The following is a 17,781-nucleotide window of genomic DNA, read 5'->3' on the forward strand; positions in this document are numbered from 1 at the left end:
TGCTGCTCGACTGGGCGCTGCTCGGCGGCGCCGCGGCCCTGGCCGGCGCACTCAATGCCGTGGCGGGCGGCGGCAGTTTTCTGACCCTGCCGGCACTGGCGATGGTCGGCGTGCCGCTGGTGTCGGCCAACGCCACCGGGACCGCCGCGTTGCTGCCGGGCTACCTGGCCGGCGCCTGGGCATTGCGCAAGGAACTGTCTGGGCCGATGTCGCCTTCGCTCCTGCGGTTGGGCGTGCTGTCGGTACTCGGCGGCGCGGGCGGTGCGGCGCTGCTGCTGTCGACGTCGAACCATGCCTTTGCCCGCATCGTGCCGTGGCTTCTGCTGGCCGCGACGCTGCTCTTCGCGATCGGGCCCGGCCTGGTGCGCCGAAGGCTCGCCGCCGCCGACAACAACCACAAGCCACGAGGCCGGTGGCTCGCCGACCTGGGCATCGCCGCGGTCGCCGTCTATGGCGGCTACTTCAACGGCGGCCTCGGCATCCTGCTGCTCGCCGTGCTCGGCGCGCTGGGGCACACGGACATGGGCCGCATGAACGGCATCAAGAACTTCGTCTCCGCGATCCTGACGCTGATCGCCGTGGCGATCTACGCGGCCAGCGGCGCGATCGTCTGGACGCACGCGCTGTGGATGGCACTCGGTGCCACGGTGGGTGGCTATGCCGGCGGCATGGCGGCACGGCGGCTGAAGCCCGAGGTGGTGCGCGGCTTCGTCGTGCTGACGGGGCTGGCGATGACGGCGGCCTTTCTTCTCAAGGCGTATTGAACGGGCTTTCGTTTCTTTCTTCTTTCCGTCACTTCAATCACTCGGTCGACCCATGAAAACAACCAAGAGAGACTTCACCCGTTTTGTCGGCGCCTTGATGGTCGCCGCCACCGGTGCGCCGGCGCTCGTCGGCTCGGCGTCGGTGTCGGCCCGCAAAGCGCGTGCGCCCGCATCGCCCGCCATCCGGCGCGGCAGCTACCTGATCCGCAACGGCGCGGTCATCACGGTCGACCGCGCCAAAGGCGTGCTGCCGCGCGCCGACATATGGGTCCGCAACGGCGTGATCGAGAAGATCGGGCGCGGCCTGAGCGCACCGGCTGGCGCGGAGATCATCGATGCAACGGACATGATCGTCATGCCGGGCTTCGTCAATTCGCACTATCACATGTGGAGCGCCATCGGCCGCAGCTTCACCGCACGCGACGGCGGCTTCTCGTACTACCCCGCCAAGAACGCGACCTCGACCCTGTACACGCCTGACGACTTCTACAACAGCGTGATGCTGGGCTGCGCCGAGCTGGCGAACGGCGGCACGACCACCGTGCACAACTGGTCGCACAACACCCGCTCCCCCGCCCATGCCGATGCCGAACTGCGTGCGCACCAGCACGCGCTGCTGCGCGCCCGCTACGCCTACGGCCACGTCGACAAGATGCCCGCCGGCGAACTCAACCGCTACGACGACCTGGCCCGCGTGCGACGCGAGTGGTTCGGCGAGCGCTCGCCCTTCGACGGGCTGGTGCACCTGGGACTGAACTTGCGCGGCCCGCAGCAAAGCACCGACGCCGTGTTCCACGAAGAGATGAAGGCCGCCAAGGCCAGCGGCTTGCCCGTCGCGATTCACGCGCCGCAGGAGGCACCGAACAACGTCGATGCGGTCGACTACGAACGGCGCGGCTACCTGGGCCCGGATTTCATGCTCGCGCACTACGTGCCCGCCAGCACCGCCGACCTGGCGGCGATGGCGCGCACGAAAACGCCGCTGTCCTTTGCCACGCACTCCGAGCTGCGGCTCAGCAGCACCGGCGATGCACGCGCCGCGCTCTTCGCGATGCGCAACGCGGGCCTGACCATTTCGTTGTCGAGCGATGCGACCTCCATCGCACCACCGGACATGTTCGAGGCCATGCGCTTCACCTGGAACCTGGGCGTGCCGTGGGCCGGCACGCCCAGCGCGCAGTCGAAGGCGGTCGGCGTGCCCGAGGCGATCGAGATGGCGACCCTCAACGGCGCCATCGCGATGGGGCTGGGCGACGTCACCGGCTCGATCACCGAAGGCAAGCGCGCCGACCTCATCCTGGTGCGCACGCAGGACCTGAACATGGGCCCGGTCGGCAACGTCGAGACCGCCATCGTGCAAAGCGGCAGTGCGGCCAACGTCGACACCGTGATGGTCGACGGGCGGATCGTGAAGCGCAACGGGCGGTTGCTGGCCTACGACACGCGCGGCATCATGCGGCGCGCGCGGCAATCGGCGGACCGGATTCGCGCCGCGGCGAGCGAGGCCCTGAAGGCCTGAAGCTCTTGCGACCATTCGCACGCGGCGCAGGAACTCAATGCCCGGCGCCGAGCCTCAGCACCTGCCCGGTCAGAAACTGCGCGCGCGGGCCGGCCACGTAGTCGAGCAGCGGCAGGCAGGCCTGTGGCGCCAGGCCGTGCGTCAGCTCCAGCGCGTTGATGCGCAGCCCGTGCGCGCCCCATTCGGCGGCCAGCGTGGCCACCAGCATCCGCGCCGCATCGGCGTCGCCGGCCAGTGGCCAATCGAGCCCCGGCTCGGACGCAGGCAGCAGCAGCGTGAGGCTGGCCAGCGCGGCGTGGCTCGACCGAAAGCAGCGAGCCGCATCGAGCACGGCATCGAGCCGCATGCCGGGTTGTGCCTCCAGCGCGCGCGCGTCGATGACCGCGGGATAGCCCGCGCGCTCGAGGTGGCCTGCATACGCACGCACCCACACGCCCAGTGCCGCATGCCAGGCCGGCTCGCGCACGGACTCGAGATGCGGGCGCAAGGGCGCATCGAACGGAAGCAGCAGATGCGCGCCGGCCGGCAGCGGCTGGCTTCCTCCGCACACGGACGAGCCGCCGTCGAGCACCAGCAGTTGTCCGGTGAGCACGCGCGCGCCGGGACTGGCCAGGAAGCACAACGCGTGCGCCATGTCCTCGGGCTCGGCCATCCGGCCCATGGGGATCTTCGACACCGCCTGCGCCGGATTCAGCCGACCGCCATCGATCAGGCGCTGCACGAGTTCGGTTCGCACGAAGCCCGGTGCCAGCGTGGTCACCGTCCAGTCGGGCCGGGCTTGCGCCAACGCGCGGCTCTGCCCGATCAGGCCGGCCTTGCTGGGGCTGTAGAGACCGCGCCACGGAATGGCGCGCAGGCCTGCGCCAGACGCCACGTTGACGATGCGCGCCCCGGGGCGCAGGTGCGGCGCACAGGCCTGCACCATGCGCGCCGGCGCGGCCAGGTTGAGCGCGAGAAGGCGAGCCGCCGAGCCGTCGTCATGGCCCGACGTGGCCTCTGCGCCACCGGCCGACAGGCCCGCGTTGTTGATCAATGCATCGAGCGGCGGAATCTCGTGCCCCAGGCGCTCGATCCGGGCTGCATCCGTCAGGTCGGCCACGAGGTGCATCGGTGGTTCGGCATCGGCCGGCCACGCAGCTCCGAGGCGCTGCAGCGCCTGCGCATCGGCGTCGACCAGAACGCAGCGCCATCCTTCGCGCGCCAGGGCCAACGCCGTGGCGCGGCCGATGCCTGCAGCGGCGCCGGTGAGCAGAACGGTGGGCATCAGGTGCCGCGCACGTCGCGCAACAGCGCGTACACGGCGTCGAGCGGCGCTGCCCTGCCGACCGGCTGGCGCGCGCCGAACAGCGTGGCGTCGTCCTGCGTCAGCTCGGGCCGTGTGCGCTCTTCGATCCAGTCGTAGACCACGGTGCGCGCGGCCACGCGCCACTCGCCGCCACGACGTTCGAAACGGTCCACGTAACGCCCGCAAAGGAAAGTCTCGAGGTCCGGCCGTGTGGCCGTGGCCTGCAGCGCGAAGAAGCTGCTTTCCACCGCAGCCACCTCGCCATGCAGTTCGATCAGCACGTTGGTGATCTGGTGGACGCGGCGTCCGCCTTGCCGCAACCTGGGCAGCGCCTGCGCGATGAAGCCGGCGGCGCTGCCGTTCCACGCGCCGTGGCAGTCCGTGGCGTCCTCCCAGTAAGCCGAACGCAAGGCGGCCTCGTCGCAGCGGTCGATGCCGCGGCAATAGCGCAGCAGGCAGTCGCGGATCGCCTCGCGGTCCAGCAGCGACTGCAAGGCCGCCGGCATCGGCTCGGGTGTACTCATGCAGCAGTGGGCGCGGCGCGCCGAAAGAGCTGCACCAGGTTGCCCTCGGGATCGCGCAGCGACAGCACGGCCCCGTGGTCGCCCATGTCGCGCAGGCCCAGGACCTGCCCGCCGGCGGCAACGATGCGTTCCTGCGCGCCCTCGAAGTCGTCCACCTCCAGCACCATCACCAGCCCGCTGGTGGCGGGCGCCGCTTCTTCAAGGCAGGCCAGGGCCACGTTGGTGTTGCCCACGCCGTACTGGATCCAGCGGTCGCCATCGCGAAACTTCATCGCCAGGCCGAGCGCACCTTCGTAGAAGGCATGCAGGCGGGCCGGCTCCTTCGCCACGACGAACACGTTCTGCACGCGCTTGGGCGATGCAACGGCGCCGCTCACAGCGAGGTCTCCGAAGCGCCGCCGTCCAGGCGCAGCACATCCGCATTGAAGAAGCGCGAGCCGTCGCCGGCCAGGAAGCAGATGGCATCGGCGATGTCCTCCACCGTGCCCAGGCGGCCCAGCGGTGTGCGCCCGATGCGCCGGGCGTCGAGTTCGGCGTTGCGATGCTTGGCCGTGCCCTCGGTGGGCACGGCACCGGGCGCGACCGCGTTCACGCGGATGTTGCGCGCGCCCAGGTCGGCCGCCGATGCCCGGGTGATGCCCAGCACGCCGGCCTTGATGCCGCTGTAGACCACCGACCGCATGGGCGACTTGAAGGCCGCGATGGAGGCCACGTTGATGATCGAGCCGCCGCGCTGCGGGTCCATGACCTCCGCGGCGGCCTGGATGCCCCAGATCACCGACTTGAAGCCGATCTCCACCATGCGGTCCATGACCTCGGGCGTGATCTCGGCGAGCGGCTGGTAGCGCACCCAGGCGGCGTTGTTGACCATGATGTCCAGCCGTCCCGCGTCGCGCACGAACTGCGCCACGGCCTCGCGCATGCCTTCGCGCGTCGACACATCGCAGGGCAGCCCGATGGCCTGGCCGCCCAGCGCGCGGATCTCGGCCACGGCCTCCTCCACGAATTCGGGCTTGAGGTCGTTGATGCCGACCGTGGCGCCCAGGCGGGCCATGGCGCGGGCGGTGGCGCGACCGATGCCGTGGCCGGCGCCGCTGATGAAGGCCGCTCGGCCTGAAAGAGACATCGTCATGGTTGGGCTTTCGTGAGGGGTGGCTCGGGCACCAGCAAGGCGTCCAGCGCATGCGCGCCGCGCCCCTGGTCCAGCACCACCAAGGGGTTGATATCGATCTCGGACACGCTGTCGGCGTGGCGCACGGCAAATCGCGACAGCGCCGCGATGGCCTTCGCCGCCGCCGGCACATCGGCCTTCGGCCGGCCGCGCGCGCCGTTGAGCAGCGGGAAGGCCTTGAGCGACTGCAGCATGGCAGTGGCCTGCGCCTCGTCCACGGGCGCCGGCTGCAGCGCCACGTCCTTGAAGATCTCGGCAAAGATGCCGCCCAGGCCGACCATCACCATCGGGCCGAACATGGGGTCCTTCTTGGTACCCAGAATCAGCTCGACGCCGCCCTGCACCATCTGCGCGACGAGCACGCCGGCGATGCGGGCCGCGGGCGCCTTCTGCGCCACGCGCGCGAGCAGCTGGTCGTACTCCTTGAGTAGTTGCGCTTCGGACCGCACACCGACGAACACGCCGCCGACCTCGGTCTTGTGGGCGATGTCGGGCGAGACGATCTTGAGCACCAGCGGAAAGCCCATCGCGCGCGCCGCGGCGAGCGCCTCGTCGCGGTTGGCGGCAATCGCCTCCCGCGGCACGGGCAGGCCGGCTTCGGCCAGCACGGCCTTGGCGCTCGCTTCGGTGGCGAAGGCCTGTGCGGCCAACGGCGCGCGCTCGATGGCCGGCGCTACAGCCCGTGCGGCGTCGCGCGCTCCGAAGCGCATCAGGGCCGCCAGGGTCGCGCAGGCCGCGTCGATGCCTTCGACCACGGGGAAACCCATGGCGTTGAGCGTGGCCCGCACGTCCTGCGGCGCACGAGCACACAGGAGGATCAGGCGCGAAGGATGGTCCTTGCGCACCTGTTCCAGCGCGGCAAGAAACACATCGCGCAGCCGGGGCACATGGAAGGCATTGGCCGACTGCAGGATCAGCGCGTCGCAGCTGTCGTCGCGCGCCACCGCATCGAGCATCCGGGCCAGCACCTCGGGACGGCTCGACACCTGCGCCGTCATGTCCACCGGATTGGAGGGCGCGGCGAAGGGCACGACCGACAGGATGCGTTCCTGCGTCTGCGCGGCGAGCTTGGGCAGCGCCAGGCCTTGCGCGCTGGCCGCATCGGCCAGCAGCACGCCGAAGCCGCCGGAGGCCGTGAGCACGGCCACGCGGTGGCCGCCGGGCACATGCGCCGGACCGACGACCGACAGCGCATGGCCGACTTCGAGCAGCTGCTCGATGCGGGGCACGCGGATGGCGCCACCGTTGCGCAGCACGGCGTCGAACACGGCGTCGGAACAGGCCAGAGCGCCGGTGTGCGAGGCCGCAGCCTCGCTGCCGGCCTCCGAGACGCCGACCTTCAACACCACCAGCGGCTTGCCCGCCTCCCGGGCCATGGCCATGGCCTGCGTCAGCTTGGCGCCGTCGCGGCAGGTTTCCATGCAGCAAAGGATCACGCGCGTACCGGGGTCGGCCGCCAGCGAGGCGATGGCATCGGCGATGTCCACGTCGCATTCGTTGCCCGTGGTCAGCATGCGGCTGACGCCCAGGCCGCGCTCGCCGGCCAGGCGCAGGGTGAAGCTGCCCAGGTTGCCGCTCTGCGAGACGATGCCCACCGAGCCGGCCACGGGAAAGGACGACTCCAGCGCCACCGAGAAGGTGGCGATGCTCTTGTCGGGCACGCCGATCGCGCCCAGGCAGTTGGGGCCGACCACGCGCAGGCCAGTGGCGCGGGCCACGTCGCCGATCTGCGCCTGCAGGCGGCTGCCCTCCTCGCCCATTTCGGAAAACCCGGCCGACAGGATGACCGCGGCTTTCACACCGCGCCGGGCGCAGTCCTTCACCGCATCGAGCACGCCCGCCGGCGGCACGGCGACCACGGCCAGCTCGGGCACTTCGGGCACGTCGTCCAGGGTTGCATAGGCCGGCAGCGACTGCACGAGACCCGCCTTGCGGTTGATCGGATAGATGTCGCCCGCATAGCCGTACTTCTGCAGGAACTGCAGGGGCCGGCCGCCGATCTTGGTGACGTCGTCCGACGCCCCGAAGATGGCGATCGAGCGCGGCTTGAACAGCGCGTCCATGCCGCGCCCCACTTCCACGACCGGCATCTCAGCGCCCCTTGTAGACAGGTTTGCGCTTCTCGAGGAAGGCCGTGCGGGCTTCCTGCGCGTCCTCGGTGCGGGCCAGCGCCATGGTGAAGTTCTGCTCGAAGCGGTAGCCGTCGCGCTGCGGCATCAGGTCCATCATGTTGGCGGCCTGCTTGGCATAGGCGATGGCCAGCGGCGCCTTGGAGGCGATCTCCTGCGCGATCTCCAGCGCCAGCGGCATCAGCTGCTCGGCGGGCACCACTTCGTCGATCACGCCGCGGCGGTACAGCTCGGCGGCCGGCACCTTCATGCCGGTGAAGAACATGCGGCGCGTGAACGAGCGCCCGACCATGGTCCGCAGCATCGAGACACCGCCCGCGAGCCCGACGTTGATCTCGGGCATCGCGAAGGTGGCGTCCTCGCTCGCCAGGAAGATGTCGCACGCGGCCATGAGGCCGAAGCCCGCGCCCAGCGCGGGGCCGTTGACGGCCGCGATCACGGGCTTGGCGCATTCGCGGATGGCATTGCCCGTCTCGCGCGTCCAGCGGTTGTGGTCGAGGAAGTCACCGGCCTTGTCGGCATTGGGGCGGTCCTTCAGGTCCGCGCCGGAGCAGAAGAATTTGCCCGTGCCCGTGCCCGTGAGGATCGCCACGCGCACGTCGGAGCGCTCGGAGACCTCATCGAAGATTTCGATGAGGCGGCGGCGCGTGGCGCGGTCCAGCGCGTTGACCGGCGGTTTATCGAGCCGGACGACGGCGATGTAGTCGGAAACTTCCAGATTGATGCTCATCGCACACTCCCGGTTTGGTTGGAAAAAGAAACTTGCGGTGCACACGCCTGTGGCGCCAGCAGTTGGGCGACATGCAGGAGCCGGTCGCCATAGCGGAACTCGGAGGCAATGAGGCGCTGCGCCGTGCGCGTGGCCAGCACCTCTTCGCTCACGCCCATGCCGCCGTGCATCTGGATCGCCGCTTCCGCGCAGGCGCGCGCCGACTCGGCCAGCGACACCTTGGCCAGGCGCAAGGTGCGGCGCAGATCGGGCGCGTCCTGCTCGTATTCGTTGAAGCAATGGATCACCAGGCCCTTGGCGCCCAGGTACTTCACGTACATGTCGGCCACGCGATGGCGCAGCACCTGGAAGCTCGAGAGCGCCACGCCGAACTGGCGCCGCTCCTTCAGGTGGGTGACCGTCTGGCGGATGAGGGTGGCCAGCGCGGCCACCGTGTCGGCGGCCGTGAGCAGCAAGGCGGCATCGGTGGCCTTGGCGCGCGCATCGCGTGCAGCAGCGCCACGCGCGATGCAAGCGCTCTCGGGCACGGGCAGCTGCGTCAGGATGAAGTCCGCGCCCAGGCGGCCCTCCATCGTCCGGTATCGGGCCTTCGGTGCGCCGATGCGTTCGGCATCGACCAGGAAGATGGCGTCCTCGCCATCGACCTGTGCCGGCACGAGGTAATGCGTGGCAGGCAGCGTTGCATCGACGCCCTGCACGGCGCCGCTCAGCTCATAGCCGATGTCGAGGTGCCTCGCCTTTACCGCATGGACGTCGGGCGTGGCAGACAAGGCGGTCAAGGGTGCCATCTGCACGCTGCCCTCGGCCACGGCTTCCAGCCAGCGCCGGGCCGTTTCGGCACCCGCGGCCTGCAGCAGCAGCGGCACCACGGCGCAGGTCTCGACCACCGGCAGTTGAAGGCCATGCGTGGCGAGCCCCTCCACGATGGACGCGAGATCGCTCAGGCTGCCGCCGACACCGCCGGCCTCCTCGGGCACGAGGGTGGCCGTCCAGCCCAGTTCGCGCACGGGGTCACCGTCGATCGCGACGGCGATGTGGTCTTCGGCATAGCGGCTCGCCGCGTCCAGCAGCATGCCGGGAAAGAGCGACGGGAAAGAGGTGGACATGGCTCAGGCTCCCAGGAGTTCGTTGGCGACCACGTTGCGCTGCACCTCGGAGGTGCCGCCGGCGATGGTGCGGGCGCGCGTGAACATGTAGTTCTGGATCCAGGTGGCGTCGGGCACGTCGTCCCCCACCTCGGCGAGAAAGCGATGCGCGGCATCGGGACCGACCGCATCGAGGGCGATGGTCGTCAGGCGCTGCGCGACGTCGGCGCAGGTCATCTTGATGACCGAGGGCTGCACGCCCAGCGGGCGCTGGTGGATCAGGTCGTCGGTGGCCTGCGCCATCATCACGCGCGCGCCCTTCACGTCGGCCTCGCACAGCAGCAGCTTGTGGTGCAGGCCGCTGAAGTCGCGCAGCCCCGCGGCAGTACGGCTCGCCTCCTCGACCAATTGCGTGACCTGGCGGCGCATGAGTTCCAGCCGCGCCACGTTGGCCGGCGGAAGGCGTTCACGCTCGAGCAGGAATTTGGCGCAGGTCCAGCCCTTGCCGACTTCGCCGACGAGGTTGTCGGCGCGCACGCGCACCTCGTCGAAGAACACCTCGTTCAGGTGATGCCAGCCGTCGATGGTCTGGATCGGGCGCACGGTGATGCCCGGGGTGTCCATGGGCACCAGCAGCAACGAGATGCCTCCCTGCTTCTTCGCCTCCTTCGACGTGCGCACCAGCATGTAGATCATGCTGGCCTCGTGGGCATGCGAGGTCCAGATCTTCTGGCCGTTGACGACCCACTCGTCGCCGTCCAGGCGCGCACTGGTGGACAGCGAGGCCAGGTCGGAGCCCGAGCCGGGCTCCGAATAGCCCTGGCACCACCAGTCCGAGCCGTCGAGGATGCGCGGCAGGAACCGCGCCTTCTGCTCGGGTGTGCCGAAGCGGATGATCACCGGACCGATGTGGCCCAGCCCGTGGTGGTACAGGGGCGGACAGTCGTTCTCGGCCATCACCTCCTCGAAGATGAGGCGCTGGCGGATGTCCCAGCCCGTGCCGCCGGCTTCGCGCGGCCAGCTCGGCGCACCCCAGCCCTGGGCGTTGAGGATCTTCTGCCAGGCCTGGTATTCGCGCTTCGTGATCTTCTGGCCGGCCGCGACGACGGCGCGGATCTCAGGCGGGCAGGCGCTGCGCACGAACGATTCGAGTTCGCGCCGGAAGCCGGCGTAGTCGATGGACATCTTGTCTCCTGTGGAATTTCGGAAAGGCTCAACCCTTGCGCAGCTGCGTGATCAGCTCGTCCAGGGCGGCGGTGGCACCGGCGGCGTCGCGCTGGCGCAGGGTGTGCGCCACCTTGCGGCGCAGCGGAAACAGGTCGGGCCGCGGGCGCACCGAGAGCACATGCGTCATGCGTTCGCGCAGCACGCTGGTCATGGTCTGCGCCATCAGCGTGAGCGCTTCGTTGTGGCCCGCCGCGGCAATCGACGAGAAGAACGCGCTGGCGGAGGCAATGCGCTCTTTGAGCGGTGCGTCGTCGGGGTGCGCCTCGATGGCGCCGGCGGCTTCATGCACGGCGTCCAGCTCAGCCTCGGTGGCGCGTTCGCTGGCCAGGCGCAGCAACGTGCCATAGAGCGTGCGATAGGCCTCGTCGATGTCGGCGTCTCCCAGCCGCCCTTCCACGACCAGCTTGCGCAGCGACTCGGCCAGCTTCATGTAGGCGCCCTTGTAGAACACCAGCGCCTGGTCGGTTGCTCCGGCGCTCAGGTGCCGGACCTCGCCGATGAAGATGGTGTGGTCGCCGGCTTCGTGAGCCGCATGCACGCGGCATTCGAAGCTCGCCAGGCAATCGTCGATCAGCGGCATGCCCAGCGCGCCGGTGCGCCACGGCACGCCCTCGAACTTGTCCTCGATCTTGCTCGATGCGAACCGGCCCGACAGCGCATCCTGCTGCTCGGAGAGGATGTTGATGACAAAGCCGTCTGCCGCCTGGAACGTGCCCAGCAATCGGCTCGCATTGCGCAGGCTGAACAGCACCAGTGGCGGGTCCAGCGAGACCGAACTGAAGGAGTTGCAGGTCAGGCCGGCCGGCTGGCCGTCCGGCGTGCAGGTGGTGATGACCGCCACGCCGGTCGGAAAGCACCCGAGCAGCTGACGGAACTGGGCAGGCTCGATGGCGCCGCGGGTGCTTTCTTCAGCGACTTCGGACATGGCGTCTCCTGGCGCTGGGCCTCAGGCCGCAGCGAGTTCGCTCTGGACCGCGGGCCGATGCGGCGGATCGTTGGCGATCTCCTGCTGCACCGTCGGAATGATGACCTTGCCCCAGACCTCGAGCTGGCGCAGCATCGTGGCGTGATCGAAATCGCCCATCTGCGTCTGGAAGCAGTAGTGCACGGGCTTGAGCGTGCGGATCTCGTTGACCACGCGCTCGATCACCGTGTCGATGTCGCCCACGGGCAGCAGCGCGCGCATCTCGTCCAGCGTGGGCTCGCCCTCGACGATGCCTTCCTCGACCTGGTAGTCGTCGGCGATCTGCGCGGTGCGCCGCTTCAGGCTCACGGCGATGCGGCGCTGGTAGCGGGCGCACTCGAGATAGCTTTCCACCTCGTCCTTGTTGTTGCTGGCATAGGCCGCGCGCAGCAAGCCGACCTGCACGCCGGCCGGGTCCTTGCCCTCCGCCGTGGCCACCTTGTCGATGAGCGCGCGGGTGCCCGCCAGCTTCTCCAAGCCGCCGTCGCCGCCGGAGACGAACACGTGGTGGTCGGACTTCACGGCGCGCGACAGGAAGGCGGGGTCGACGCTGGTGATCCACATCGGCGGCATGGGGCGCTGCACCGCGCGCTGGCTGATGGCGCTCATCGGCTGCTGGTAGTACGCACCGTCGTAGCTGAACTTCGGCTCCCGCAGGCCCGCCTCGAGCATGTCGAGCATCTCGAAGGTGCGGCCCTTGGCGGATTCGAGCGACACGCCGAAACGCTCGAACTCGAACTGCTGGTAGCCCGAGCCGATGCCCAGGTTCAAACGGCCGTTCGACAACTGGTCGACCATCGCCACATCGGCGATCAGGCGGGCCGGCGTGTACAGCGGAGCGACGACAATGCCGGTTCCCAGCCGGATGTTGCGGGTGACCGCGGCGCAGTGCGCGATCATGGTCAACGGCGACGAGCACATGCCGTAGTTGCTGAAGTGGTGCTCGGCGTACCACGCGGCCCCGAAACCCAGTTCGTCCGCCAGACGCGTCTGCTCGATGGCGTCGCGCAGGATCTGGTGGGAGGTCTTATGCTTGTTCCGCTGCTGCATCAAAATGAAGATTCCGAAATCCATCGCTGTTGCTCCTGGTTGGCTGGTGTTGATCGAGGTCCATCGTAGGAACTCAACGCCTGCGTGGATCACCAGCGAACGCACAGCTTCTTTGCGTCTTTCGAAATGAAGGCCCTCGACTCGCTGCGCATCTTTGTGGCCACCCAGAGAAAGGGCAGCCTCTCGGCCGCGGCCCGCAGCCTCAGCCTCTCGCCCGCGACCATCTCGCGGCGCATCAGTGCACTGGAAGAAGAACTGGGCGTACAACTGGTGGACCGCACCAGCCGCAACCTCAAGGTGACGGAAGCAGGCCAGGCCTTCCTGGAGCGGGCCGAGGCGATGCTGGAGCTCATGAGCGAGGCCGAGCAGGCCGTGCACAACGCGCGCCAGCGGCCCGAAGGCCGGCTGCGCGTGCATTCGCGCACGCACATCGGCCTGCGCGTGCTCGCACCGCTGCTGCCGCGCTTCGCGGAGCTCTACCCCGACATCCGTGTCGAGCTCGAACTCTCCGAGCATCCGATCAACCTGGTGGAACACGATTTCGACGTCGACATTCGCACCGGAGAGTCCAACGATTCGGGCTTTGTCATCAAGCGGCTGCAGTCCAGCGACGAGGTGCTGGTGGCCAGCCCAGCCTTCGTGAAGACCTACTCGCGCATCCGCCATCCCAGCGACCTGCCGCAGGTGCGCTGCCTCACCTACCGGCGTGAGCGCGAGGTCATCACCTGGAAGTACATCGATCCGGCAGGTGAACAGCAGGAGTTGGCCATCCAGGGCGTGCTGAGTGCCAACAACGGCGAGCTGCTGCGGCTGGCCGCCATCGGTGGCATGGGCGTGGCGCTGCTGTCCGAGGCCACCGTGCGCGACGACCTGCGCGACGGCACGCTGGTGCGGCTGCTGCCCGAATACCGCTTTGCCGTGCGGGCGTTTTCCAACGGCGTCTTCGCCGTCTTCCGGCAGAGCCGCGTGCTGCCGCTGAAGGTGCGCGCCTTCGTGGACTACGTGGCAGACGCACTCAGAAGCGAGACCCGCTAGACGTCTGCGAAATGATGGGGCAGACGCCCCGCGGCGGGCAGGCCGGTGATCACGAACAGCCCGCCATCCTGCGCCTGGTTGCCCTCCAGCCGCGCGCTGCGTGAAATGCTGGTCAGGTACATGTGCTCTAGGCGGGGCCCGCCGAAGCAGATGCTCGTGGGATAGCTCACCGGCAACTCGACCAAGCGCTCCAGCGTGCCGTCCGGGGCATAGCGCGCCAGCTTGGCGGCGCGGGTCAGTACTGTCCAGAGGAACCCTTGTGCATCGACCGTCGCGCCATCAGGCCCGGAGTCGAAGGCGTGCGTCTTTGCAAACAGGCGCTTGTTGCGCAAGGGGCCATCCGGGTCGTAGTCATAAACCCAAATGGTTCGCTCCAGGCTGTCGGCCAGGTACAGCACGCGGCCGTCGGGGCTGAAGCAAGGCCCGTTGGCAAAACCGATGTCGTCGGCCAGGTGCTCCACGCGAAGGTCGGGGCGCAGCCGGTAGAGCCCGCCCTTCACCGCCTCGCCGGCCCGGCGATCGACGTGCATGGTGCCCGCCAGGAAGTTGCCCGCCGGATCGCACTTGCCATCGTTGAAGCGGACGTTCGGATGGTCCACGGGAATGCGGGCCAAGTGCGCCAGCGTGCGCGTGACGAAGTCATAGCGCGCAAAGGTGTGGCGCAGCGCCACCACGACAGCCTCGCTGCGGCACGGCGCGATCGACCCCACGGGCGCAGGCAACGGGTGCGCCTCGGGCAGCCCGGCCTCGGGGTTCAACCGCCACAGCGTGCCGGCCAGCGCGTCGATCCAGCTCAGCGCCTGTGCATCGGCATCCCAGCAGGGGCTCTCGCCCAGTTGATCTTTGGTCGTCCCGACCCGGGTGATCTTCACGGTCATCGGGCAAGTGTGCGGGCGGGCCGGCGCCCCTGTCGGCGCATCCCGCAAAGCTGCTTTTCATTCCTTGCAGATCACTGCTGGGAGCTGCGCCCTAGACTGAATCCAGCGTTCGATTCGAACCAGAACAGGAGACAAGAATGAGCTATCGAAAACTCGTCATGGGGTTGGCGCTGGGTGCCTGCGCCCTCGCCCCGGCCCTCACCCTTGCCCAACAGGTGACCCGCCTCGTCGTGCCCTTTGCGGCCGGCGGCGGCACCGACCAGTACTGCCGCATCCTGGCCCAGGAACTCGGCAAGCAAGGGCTGAACGTCATCATCGAGAACAAGCCCGGCGCCAGCGGCATCCTTGCCGCCGACTACGTGGCCCGTGCCAAACCGGATGGGCAGACCGTGCTCGTGTCGTCGCTGGGCACGCTCGCGAACAACAGCGTGCTCTACGAGAAGCTGCCCTACGACCCGGTGAAGGACTTCGCGCCCGTCACGCAGATCGCTTACCAACCCGCCATCGTCGTGGGTCGCACCGACCTGCCCTACAAGAACATCAAGGAAATGGTGGCCTACGCCAGGCAGAACCCCGGCAAGATCAACCGCGGTTCGCCCGGCGCGGCCATCCTGACCAACCTGGCACCCATCGCTTTCGAAAAGGAACAAGGCTTCAGCACCTTGCACATTCCTTTCAACGGAGACGCCCCCGCGCTGCAGGCGCTGCTGGGCAACCAGATCGACATCCACGGCACGTCCATCACGGGATCGCTGCCCTATGTGAAGTCGGGCAAGTTGCGCGTGCTCGGCGTGATGGATTCGCGGCGCCTGCCGCAGGTGCCCGACGCCCCCACGTTCAAGGAACAGGGCTTCGACATGGAAGCCACGCTCTGGTACTCCCTCTCGGTGCCTACCGGCACGCCCAAGCCGGCGATCGACCGGCTGAACAAGGCCGTGAACCAGGTGATCGCCGACCCCGACTTCGTGGCCCGCGCCCGCGCCATCGGCATGGAGCCCCGCGGCGGCACGCCCGAAGAGCTGGCCCGGTTCATCAAGGTCGAGGCGGACCGCTGGCTTCCGATCCTGCGCAGTTTGAATCTGCCGAAGCAATCGCACTGATCCTCAGAGCCCCATGCACAACGCCCCGGAACTCAAGCCTCGAAGGGCTTCGGGTTCCGGGGCGTTGCTGCGATGGCGCCGGCACCCGAGGGTGCCAACCCAAAATCAGATCGAGATGTCCTTCTCCGACGCCACCTTGTTCCACCGCTCGAACTCGCTGGCCATCCGGCGCTTCATGACTTCGGGCGGCTGGTAGGCGCTGAGCGCGCCGATGTTTTCGAGCCCGCGCTTCGTGTCCGCTTCGGCCAGGATGCGGCGCAGTTCCGAGTCGAGCCGGGTCACCACGCCGGCCGGCGTGCCGTTCGGCACGATCAGGCCGCTCCAGCTGCTCACATTGAAGCCAGCGAAGCCTTGCTGCGCGATGGACGCCACCTCGGGCAGGAAGGCCCGGGCATCGGCGGAGCCGAGCGCCAGCGCCTTGAGGCGTCCGCTGCGGATGTGCGGCATGGCCGCGACCAGGTCGACGAACATGGCGCCGATCTGCCCACCCAGCAGATCGGTGATGGCCGGCGCACTGCCCTTGTAGCCCACGTGCTGCATCGGAAAGCCGCCCATGTCCTTGAGCTGCTCCATCGCTAGGTGGCCGATGCTGCCCGACCCCGCGGTGGAATAGTTGACCGGCTGCGCCTTGGCGGCCGCGATGAAGCCCTTGAGATCGTTCACGCCCGGCAGCACCAGCGGGTTGATCATCAAGACCAGCGGCAAATCGTAGACCGACGCTACGCAGGTGAAGTCCTTGCGCACGTCGTACTGGTTGTTCCTGTAGACGATCGGCGCCACCAGCGCGGGCATGCCGAACATCGACACCGTGTAGCCGTCGGGCGCCGACTTGATCAGCGACGTGGTGCCGATGGACCCCGAGGCGCCGGGACGGTTGTCCACGATGACGGGCTGGCCGAGCGCGCCGGCCAGCTTCTGCGCGACCAGGCGCGCGGTCGCATCGGTCGGGCCGCCGGCCGGAAAGGCCACGACCATGCGAACGGTTTTTTCGGGCCAGCGGCTCGCCGCGTTGGCGCCGGCGGACAGCGACGCCAGCCAGGGCGCTGCGGCGGCCGCGAGGCACGACTTCAGCAGGAGCCGGCGCGGGGCGGCGGGTTCGGTTTCTCGCATGCGATGCAATTTCATTTGATGACGCTTCTTTGGCTCAGGGATTCAAGTTGGCCGTCGCCCATGTCGAGCAGCTCACGCAGCACGTCGGCCGTGTGCTCCCCCAGGTGCGGCGGGTGGTGGCGCACGCCCGCGCGTGCGCCGTCGATGATGTAGGGCGGCGCATGGACGGCCTGCGGCCCCGCCTGCGTGTCTTCGAAGCGGTGCCAGACCTGTGTCTGCGCCGTTCGGTCGGACTGCAGCGCGTCGTAGAGACCGAGCACCTCCCCGCAGGGAATGCCCGCCGTGTTCATGCGTGCGATGAGATCGGCGCGCGAGAACTGCCCGATCTTCGCGAGCAGGAGCGGCAGCAACTCGTGCCGGTGCTTCGAACGTGCGGTGTTGGTGGCGAACTTCGGATCGACCGGCAGCTCGGGGCAAAAAATCACCTCGTCGCAGAACTTCCTGAACTGGCCGTTGTTGCCGACCGCGATCACCACCGGACCGTCCGCTGCCTCGAACACGCCGTAGGGCACGATCGACGGGTGCGAGTTGCCGAACTTGGCGGGGTCGCCCTTGTTCAGCCAGGCGGTGAGCCCGTAGTACGAGGTGATCATCATCCCGCTGTCGTACAGCGACATCTGGATGTGGCGGCCCTCGCCGGTGCGCGTGCGTTCGTAGAGCACGGCCAGGATGGCCTGTGCCGAGTACATGCCGGTGAACATGTCGACCGCGGCAATGCCGAACTTCAGCGGGCCCTGGCCTTCTTCGCCGTTCATGGCCATCAGGCCGGTCTCGCCCTGGATCACGAGGTCGTAGCCCGGTCGCGCTTTTTCCTCGCTCAACACCGAGTAGCCCGAGATCGAGCAGTAGATGAGCTTCGGGTTGAGCTTGCGCAGGTCTTCGTAGCCCAGGCCCATCTTCTGCGCCCCGCCGTACTTGAAGTTCTGGATGACCACGTCGCACTGCGCGGCGAGTTGACGCACGATGTTCTGGCCCTCCTTGTCCTGCAGGTCCACGCAGATGGAGCGCTTGTTGCGGTTGCAGCTGTTGAAGTAGGACGTGTTGTGGCTGCCGATGCGCACGCCCCAGTCGCGCGTGTCGTCGCCGCGCTCAGGGTGTTCGACCTTGATCACGTCGGCGCCCAGGTCGGCCAGCGCCATGCCGCACAGAGGGCCGGCCATGACCCTTGACAGGTCCAGCACGCGCACGCCGGCAAGGGGTTGCATGAAAG

17 protein-coding genes are annotated in these 17,781 nt (G+C 68.5%); 4 read left to right on the forward strand and 13 right to left on the reverse strand.

The window, feature by feature from the left end; all coding sequences use genetic code 11:
• The first annotated feature begins 2 nt into the window (after positions 1–2).
• Together AC1RL8_RS06185 and AC1RL8_RS06190 are read left to right on the forward strand one after the other, a co-directional pair.
• Positions 3–764, forward strand: coding sequence for a sulfite exporter TauE/SafE family protein (locus tag AC1RL8_RS06185; RefSeq protein ID WP_492684859.1), 762 nt, complete (start codon positions 3–5; stop codon positions 762–764).
• A 52-nt stretch (positions 765–816) separates the two neighbouring features.
• Positions 817–2,283: an amidohydrolase family protein gene (locus tag AC1RL8_RS06190; protein WP_492684229.1), complete on the forward strand. Its 1,467-nt coding sequence runs from the start codon at positions 817–819 to the stop codon at positions 2,281–2,283.
• Between the two features lie 34 nt (positions 2,284–2,317).
• Here AC1RL8_RS06190 and AC1RL8_RS06195 read toward each other — a convergent pair whose 3' ends face one another.
• From AC1RL8_RS06195 to AC1RL8_RS06240, 10 genes are read right to left on the reverse strand one after another with little or no spacing between them, the layout of a single operon-like run.
• Complete coding sequence (locus AC1RL8_RS06195; RefSeq protein ID WP_492684230.1) at positions 2,318–3,547, reverse strand: SDR family NAD(P)-dependent oxidoreductase; 1,230 nt, start codon at positions 3,545–3,547, stop codon at positions 2,318–2,320.
• Entirely contained in the window at positions 3,547–4,092 is a 546-nt protein-coding gene (locus AC1RL8_RS06200; RefSeq protein ID WP_062473409.1) for a nuclear transport factor 2 family protein, read from the reverse strand. Before AC1RL8_RS06200 ends, AC1RL8_RS06195 begins: the two co-directional genes overlap by 1 nt.
• The gene (locus tag AC1RL8_RS06205; RefSeq protein ID WP_492684231.1) at positions 4,089–4,469 is read right to left on the reverse strand and encodes a VOC family protein; all 381 of its coding nucleotides are present in this window, start codon (positions 4,467–4,469) and stop codon (positions 4,089–4,091) included. Before AC1RL8_RS06205 ends, AC1RL8_RS06200 begins: the two co-directional genes overlap by 4 nt.
• Entirely contained in the window at positions 4,466–5,224 is a 759-nt protein-coding gene (locus AC1RL8_RS06210) for an SDR family NAD(P)-dependent oxidoreductase (protein ID WP_095745986.1), read from the reverse strand. The genes AC1RL8_RS06205 and AC1RL8_RS06210 overlap by 4 nt, the downstream gene beginning before the upstream one ends.
• A complete protein-coding gene (locus AC1RL8_RS06215) occupies positions 5,221–7,353 on the reverse strand; it encodes an acetate--CoA ligase family protein (RefSeq protein WP_492684232.1) in 2,133 nt (710 codons plus the stop codon). Before AC1RL8_RS06215 ends, AC1RL8_RS06210 begins: the two co-directional genes overlap by 4 nt.
• Position 7,354: 1 nt before the next feature.
• Positions 7,355–8,122 carry an enoyl-CoA hydratase/isomerase family protein gene (locus AC1RL8_RS06220; protein WP_492684233.1) on the reverse strand — a complete coding sequence of 256 codons (768 nt, stop codon included), beginning with the start codon at positions 8,120–8,122 and terminating at the stop codon, positions 7,355–7,357.
• Entirely contained in the window at positions 8,119–9,228 is a 1,110-nt protein-coding gene (locus tag AC1RL8_RS06225) for an acyl-CoA dehydrogenase family protein (RefSeq protein WP_492684234.1), read from the reverse strand. The genes AC1RL8_RS06220 and AC1RL8_RS06225 overlap by 4 nt, the downstream gene beginning before the upstream one ends.
• A 3-nt stretch (positions 9,229–9,231) precedes the next feature.
• Positions 9,232–10,392, reverse strand: coding sequence for an acyl-CoA dehydrogenase family protein (locus AC1RL8_RS06230; RefSeq protein ID WP_492684235.1), 1,161 nt, complete (start codon positions 10,390–10,392; stop codon positions 9,232–9,234).
• Between the two features lie 28 nt (positions 10,393–10,420).
• The gene (locus AC1RL8_RS06235; protein WP_492684236.1) at positions 10,421–11,359 is read right to left on the reverse strand and encodes a flavin reductase; all 939 of its coding nucleotides are present in this window, start codon (positions 11,357–11,359) and stop codon (positions 10,421–10,423) included.
• A gap of 21 nt (positions 11,360–11,380) precedes the next feature.
• Entirely contained in the window at positions 11,381–12,472 is a 1,092-nt protein-coding gene (locus AC1RL8_RS06240; protein ID WP_492684237.1) for an LLM class flavin-dependent oxidoreductase, read from the reverse strand.
• A gap of 102 nt (positions 12,473–12,574) precedes the next feature.
• Here AC1RL8_RS06240 and AC1RL8_RS06245 point away from each other — a divergent pair, with 102 nt between their 5' ends.
• A complete protein-coding gene (locus AC1RL8_RS06245) occupies positions 12,575–13,483 on the forward strand; it encodes a LysR family transcriptional regulator (RefSeq protein ID WP_369629385.1) in 909 nt (302 codons plus the stop codon).
• Here AC1RL8_RS06245 and AC1RL8_RS06250 read toward each other — a convergent pair.
• Positions 13,480–14,361, reverse strand: coding sequence for an SMP-30/gluconolactonase/LRE family protein (locus AC1RL8_RS06250; protein ID WP_492684238.1), 882 nt, complete (start codon positions 14,359–14,361; stop codon positions 13,480–13,482). The genes AC1RL8_RS06245 and AC1RL8_RS06250 overlap by 4 nt on opposite strands.
• Positions 14,362–14,498: 137 nt before the next feature.
• On the opposite strand from AC1RL8_RS06250, the gene AC1RL8_RS06255 reads away from it, so the two are divergent.
• The gene (locus tag AC1RL8_RS06255; RefSeq protein ID WP_492684239.1) at positions 14,499–15,461 is read left to right on the forward strand and encodes a Bug family tripartite tricarboxylate transporter substrate binding protein; all 963 of its coding nucleotides are present in this window, start codon (positions 14,499–14,501) and stop codon (positions 15,459–15,461) included.
• 105 nt (positions 15,462–15,566) lie between these two features.
• Here the strand turns inward: AC1RL8_RS06255 and AC1RL8_RS06260 are convergent, their stop codons facing one another.
• Both AC1RL8_RS06260 and AC1RL8_RS06265 read right to left on the reverse strand, forming a co-directional pair.
• Complete coding sequence (locus AC1RL8_RS06260; RefSeq protein ID WP_492684240.1) at positions 15,567–16,571, reverse strand: Bug family tripartite tricarboxylate transporter substrate binding protein; 1,005 nt, start codon at positions 16,569–16,571, stop codon at positions 15,567–15,569.
• Positions 16,572–16,582: 11 nt separating this feature from the next.
• Positions 16,583–17,776, reverse strand: a complete 1,194-nt coding sequence (locus AC1RL8_RS06265; protein WP_492684241.1) for a CaiB/BaiF CoA transferase family protein — start codon at positions 17,774–17,776, stop codon at positions 16,583–16,585.
• Between the last annotated feature and the right edge of the window lie 5 nt (positions 17,777–17,781).

Source organism: Variovorax sp. GW822-FHT04E09, assembly GCF_058800845.1.

What these genes read in the sequence shown, in the direction of transcription:
- AC1RL8_RS06190 (WP_492684229.1), top strand. Translation starts at nt 817, where the DNA reads ATGAAAACAACCAAGAGAGACTTCACCCGTTTTGTCGGCGCCTTGATG.
- AC1RL8_RS06195 (WP_492684230.1), bottom strand. Translation starts at nt 3,547, where the DNA reads ATGCCCACCGTTCTGCTCACCGGCGCCGCTGCAGGCATCGGCCGCGCC.
- AC1RL8_RS06200 (WP_062473409.1), bottom strand. Translation starts at nt 4,092, where the DNA reads ATGAGTACACCCGAGCCGATGCCGGCGGCCTTGCAGTCGCTGCTGGAC.
- AC1RL8_RS06210 (WP_095745986.1), bottom strand. Translation starts at nt 5,224, where the DNA reads ATGACGATGTCTCTTTCAGGCCGAGCGGCCTTCATCAGCGGCGCCGGC.
- AC1RL8_RS06215 (WP_492684232.1), bottom strand. Translation starts at nt 7,353, where the DNA reads ATGCCGGTCGTGGAAGTGGGGCGCGGCATGGACGCGCTGTTCAAGCCG.
- AC1RL8_RS06220 (WP_492684233.1), bottom strand. Translation starts at nt 8,122, where the DNA reads ATGAGCATCAATCTGGAAGTTTCCGACTACATCGCCGTCGTCCGGCTC.
- AC1RL8_RS06225 (WP_492684234.1), bottom strand. Translation starts at nt 9,228, where the DNA reads ATGTCCACCTCTTTCCCGTCGCTCTTTCCCGGCATGCTGCTGGACGCG.
- AC1RL8_RS06230 (WP_492684235.1), bottom strand. Translation starts at nt 10,392, where the DNA reads ATGTCCATCGACTACGCCGGCTTCCGGCGCGAACTCGAATCGTTCGTG.
- AC1RL8_RS06235 (WP_492684236.1), bottom strand. Translation starts at nt 11,359, where the DNA reads ATGTCCGAAGTCGCTGAAGAAAGCACCCGCGGCGCCATCGAGCCTGCC.
- AC1RL8_RS06240 (WP_492684237.1), bottom strand. Translation starts at nt 12,472, where the DNA reads ATGGATTTCGGAATCTTCATTTTGATGCAGCAGCGGAACAAGCATAAG.
- AC1RL8_RS06245 (WP_369629385.1), top strand. Translation starts at nt 12,575, where the DNA reads ATGAAGGCCCTCGACTCGCTGCGCATCTTTGTGGCCACCCAGAGAAAG.
- AC1RL8_RS06250 (WP_492684238.1), bottom strand. Translation starts at nt 14,361, where the DNA reads ATGACCGTGAAGATCACCCGGGTCGGGACGACCAAAGATCAACTGGGC.
- AC1RL8_RS06255 (WP_492684239.1), top strand. Translation starts at nt 14,499, where the DNA reads ATGAGCTATCGAAAACTCGTCATGGGGTTGGCGCTGGGTGCCTGCGCC.
- AC1RL8_RS06260 (WP_492684240.1), bottom strand. Translation starts at nt 16,571, where the DNA reads ATGCGAGAAACCGAACCCGCCGCCCCGCGCCGGCTCCTGCTGAAGTCG.
- AC1RL8_RS06265 (WP_492684241.1), bottom strand. Translation starts at nt 17,776, where the DNA reads ATGCAACCCCTTGCCGGCGTGCGCGTGCTGGACCTGTCAAGGGTCATG.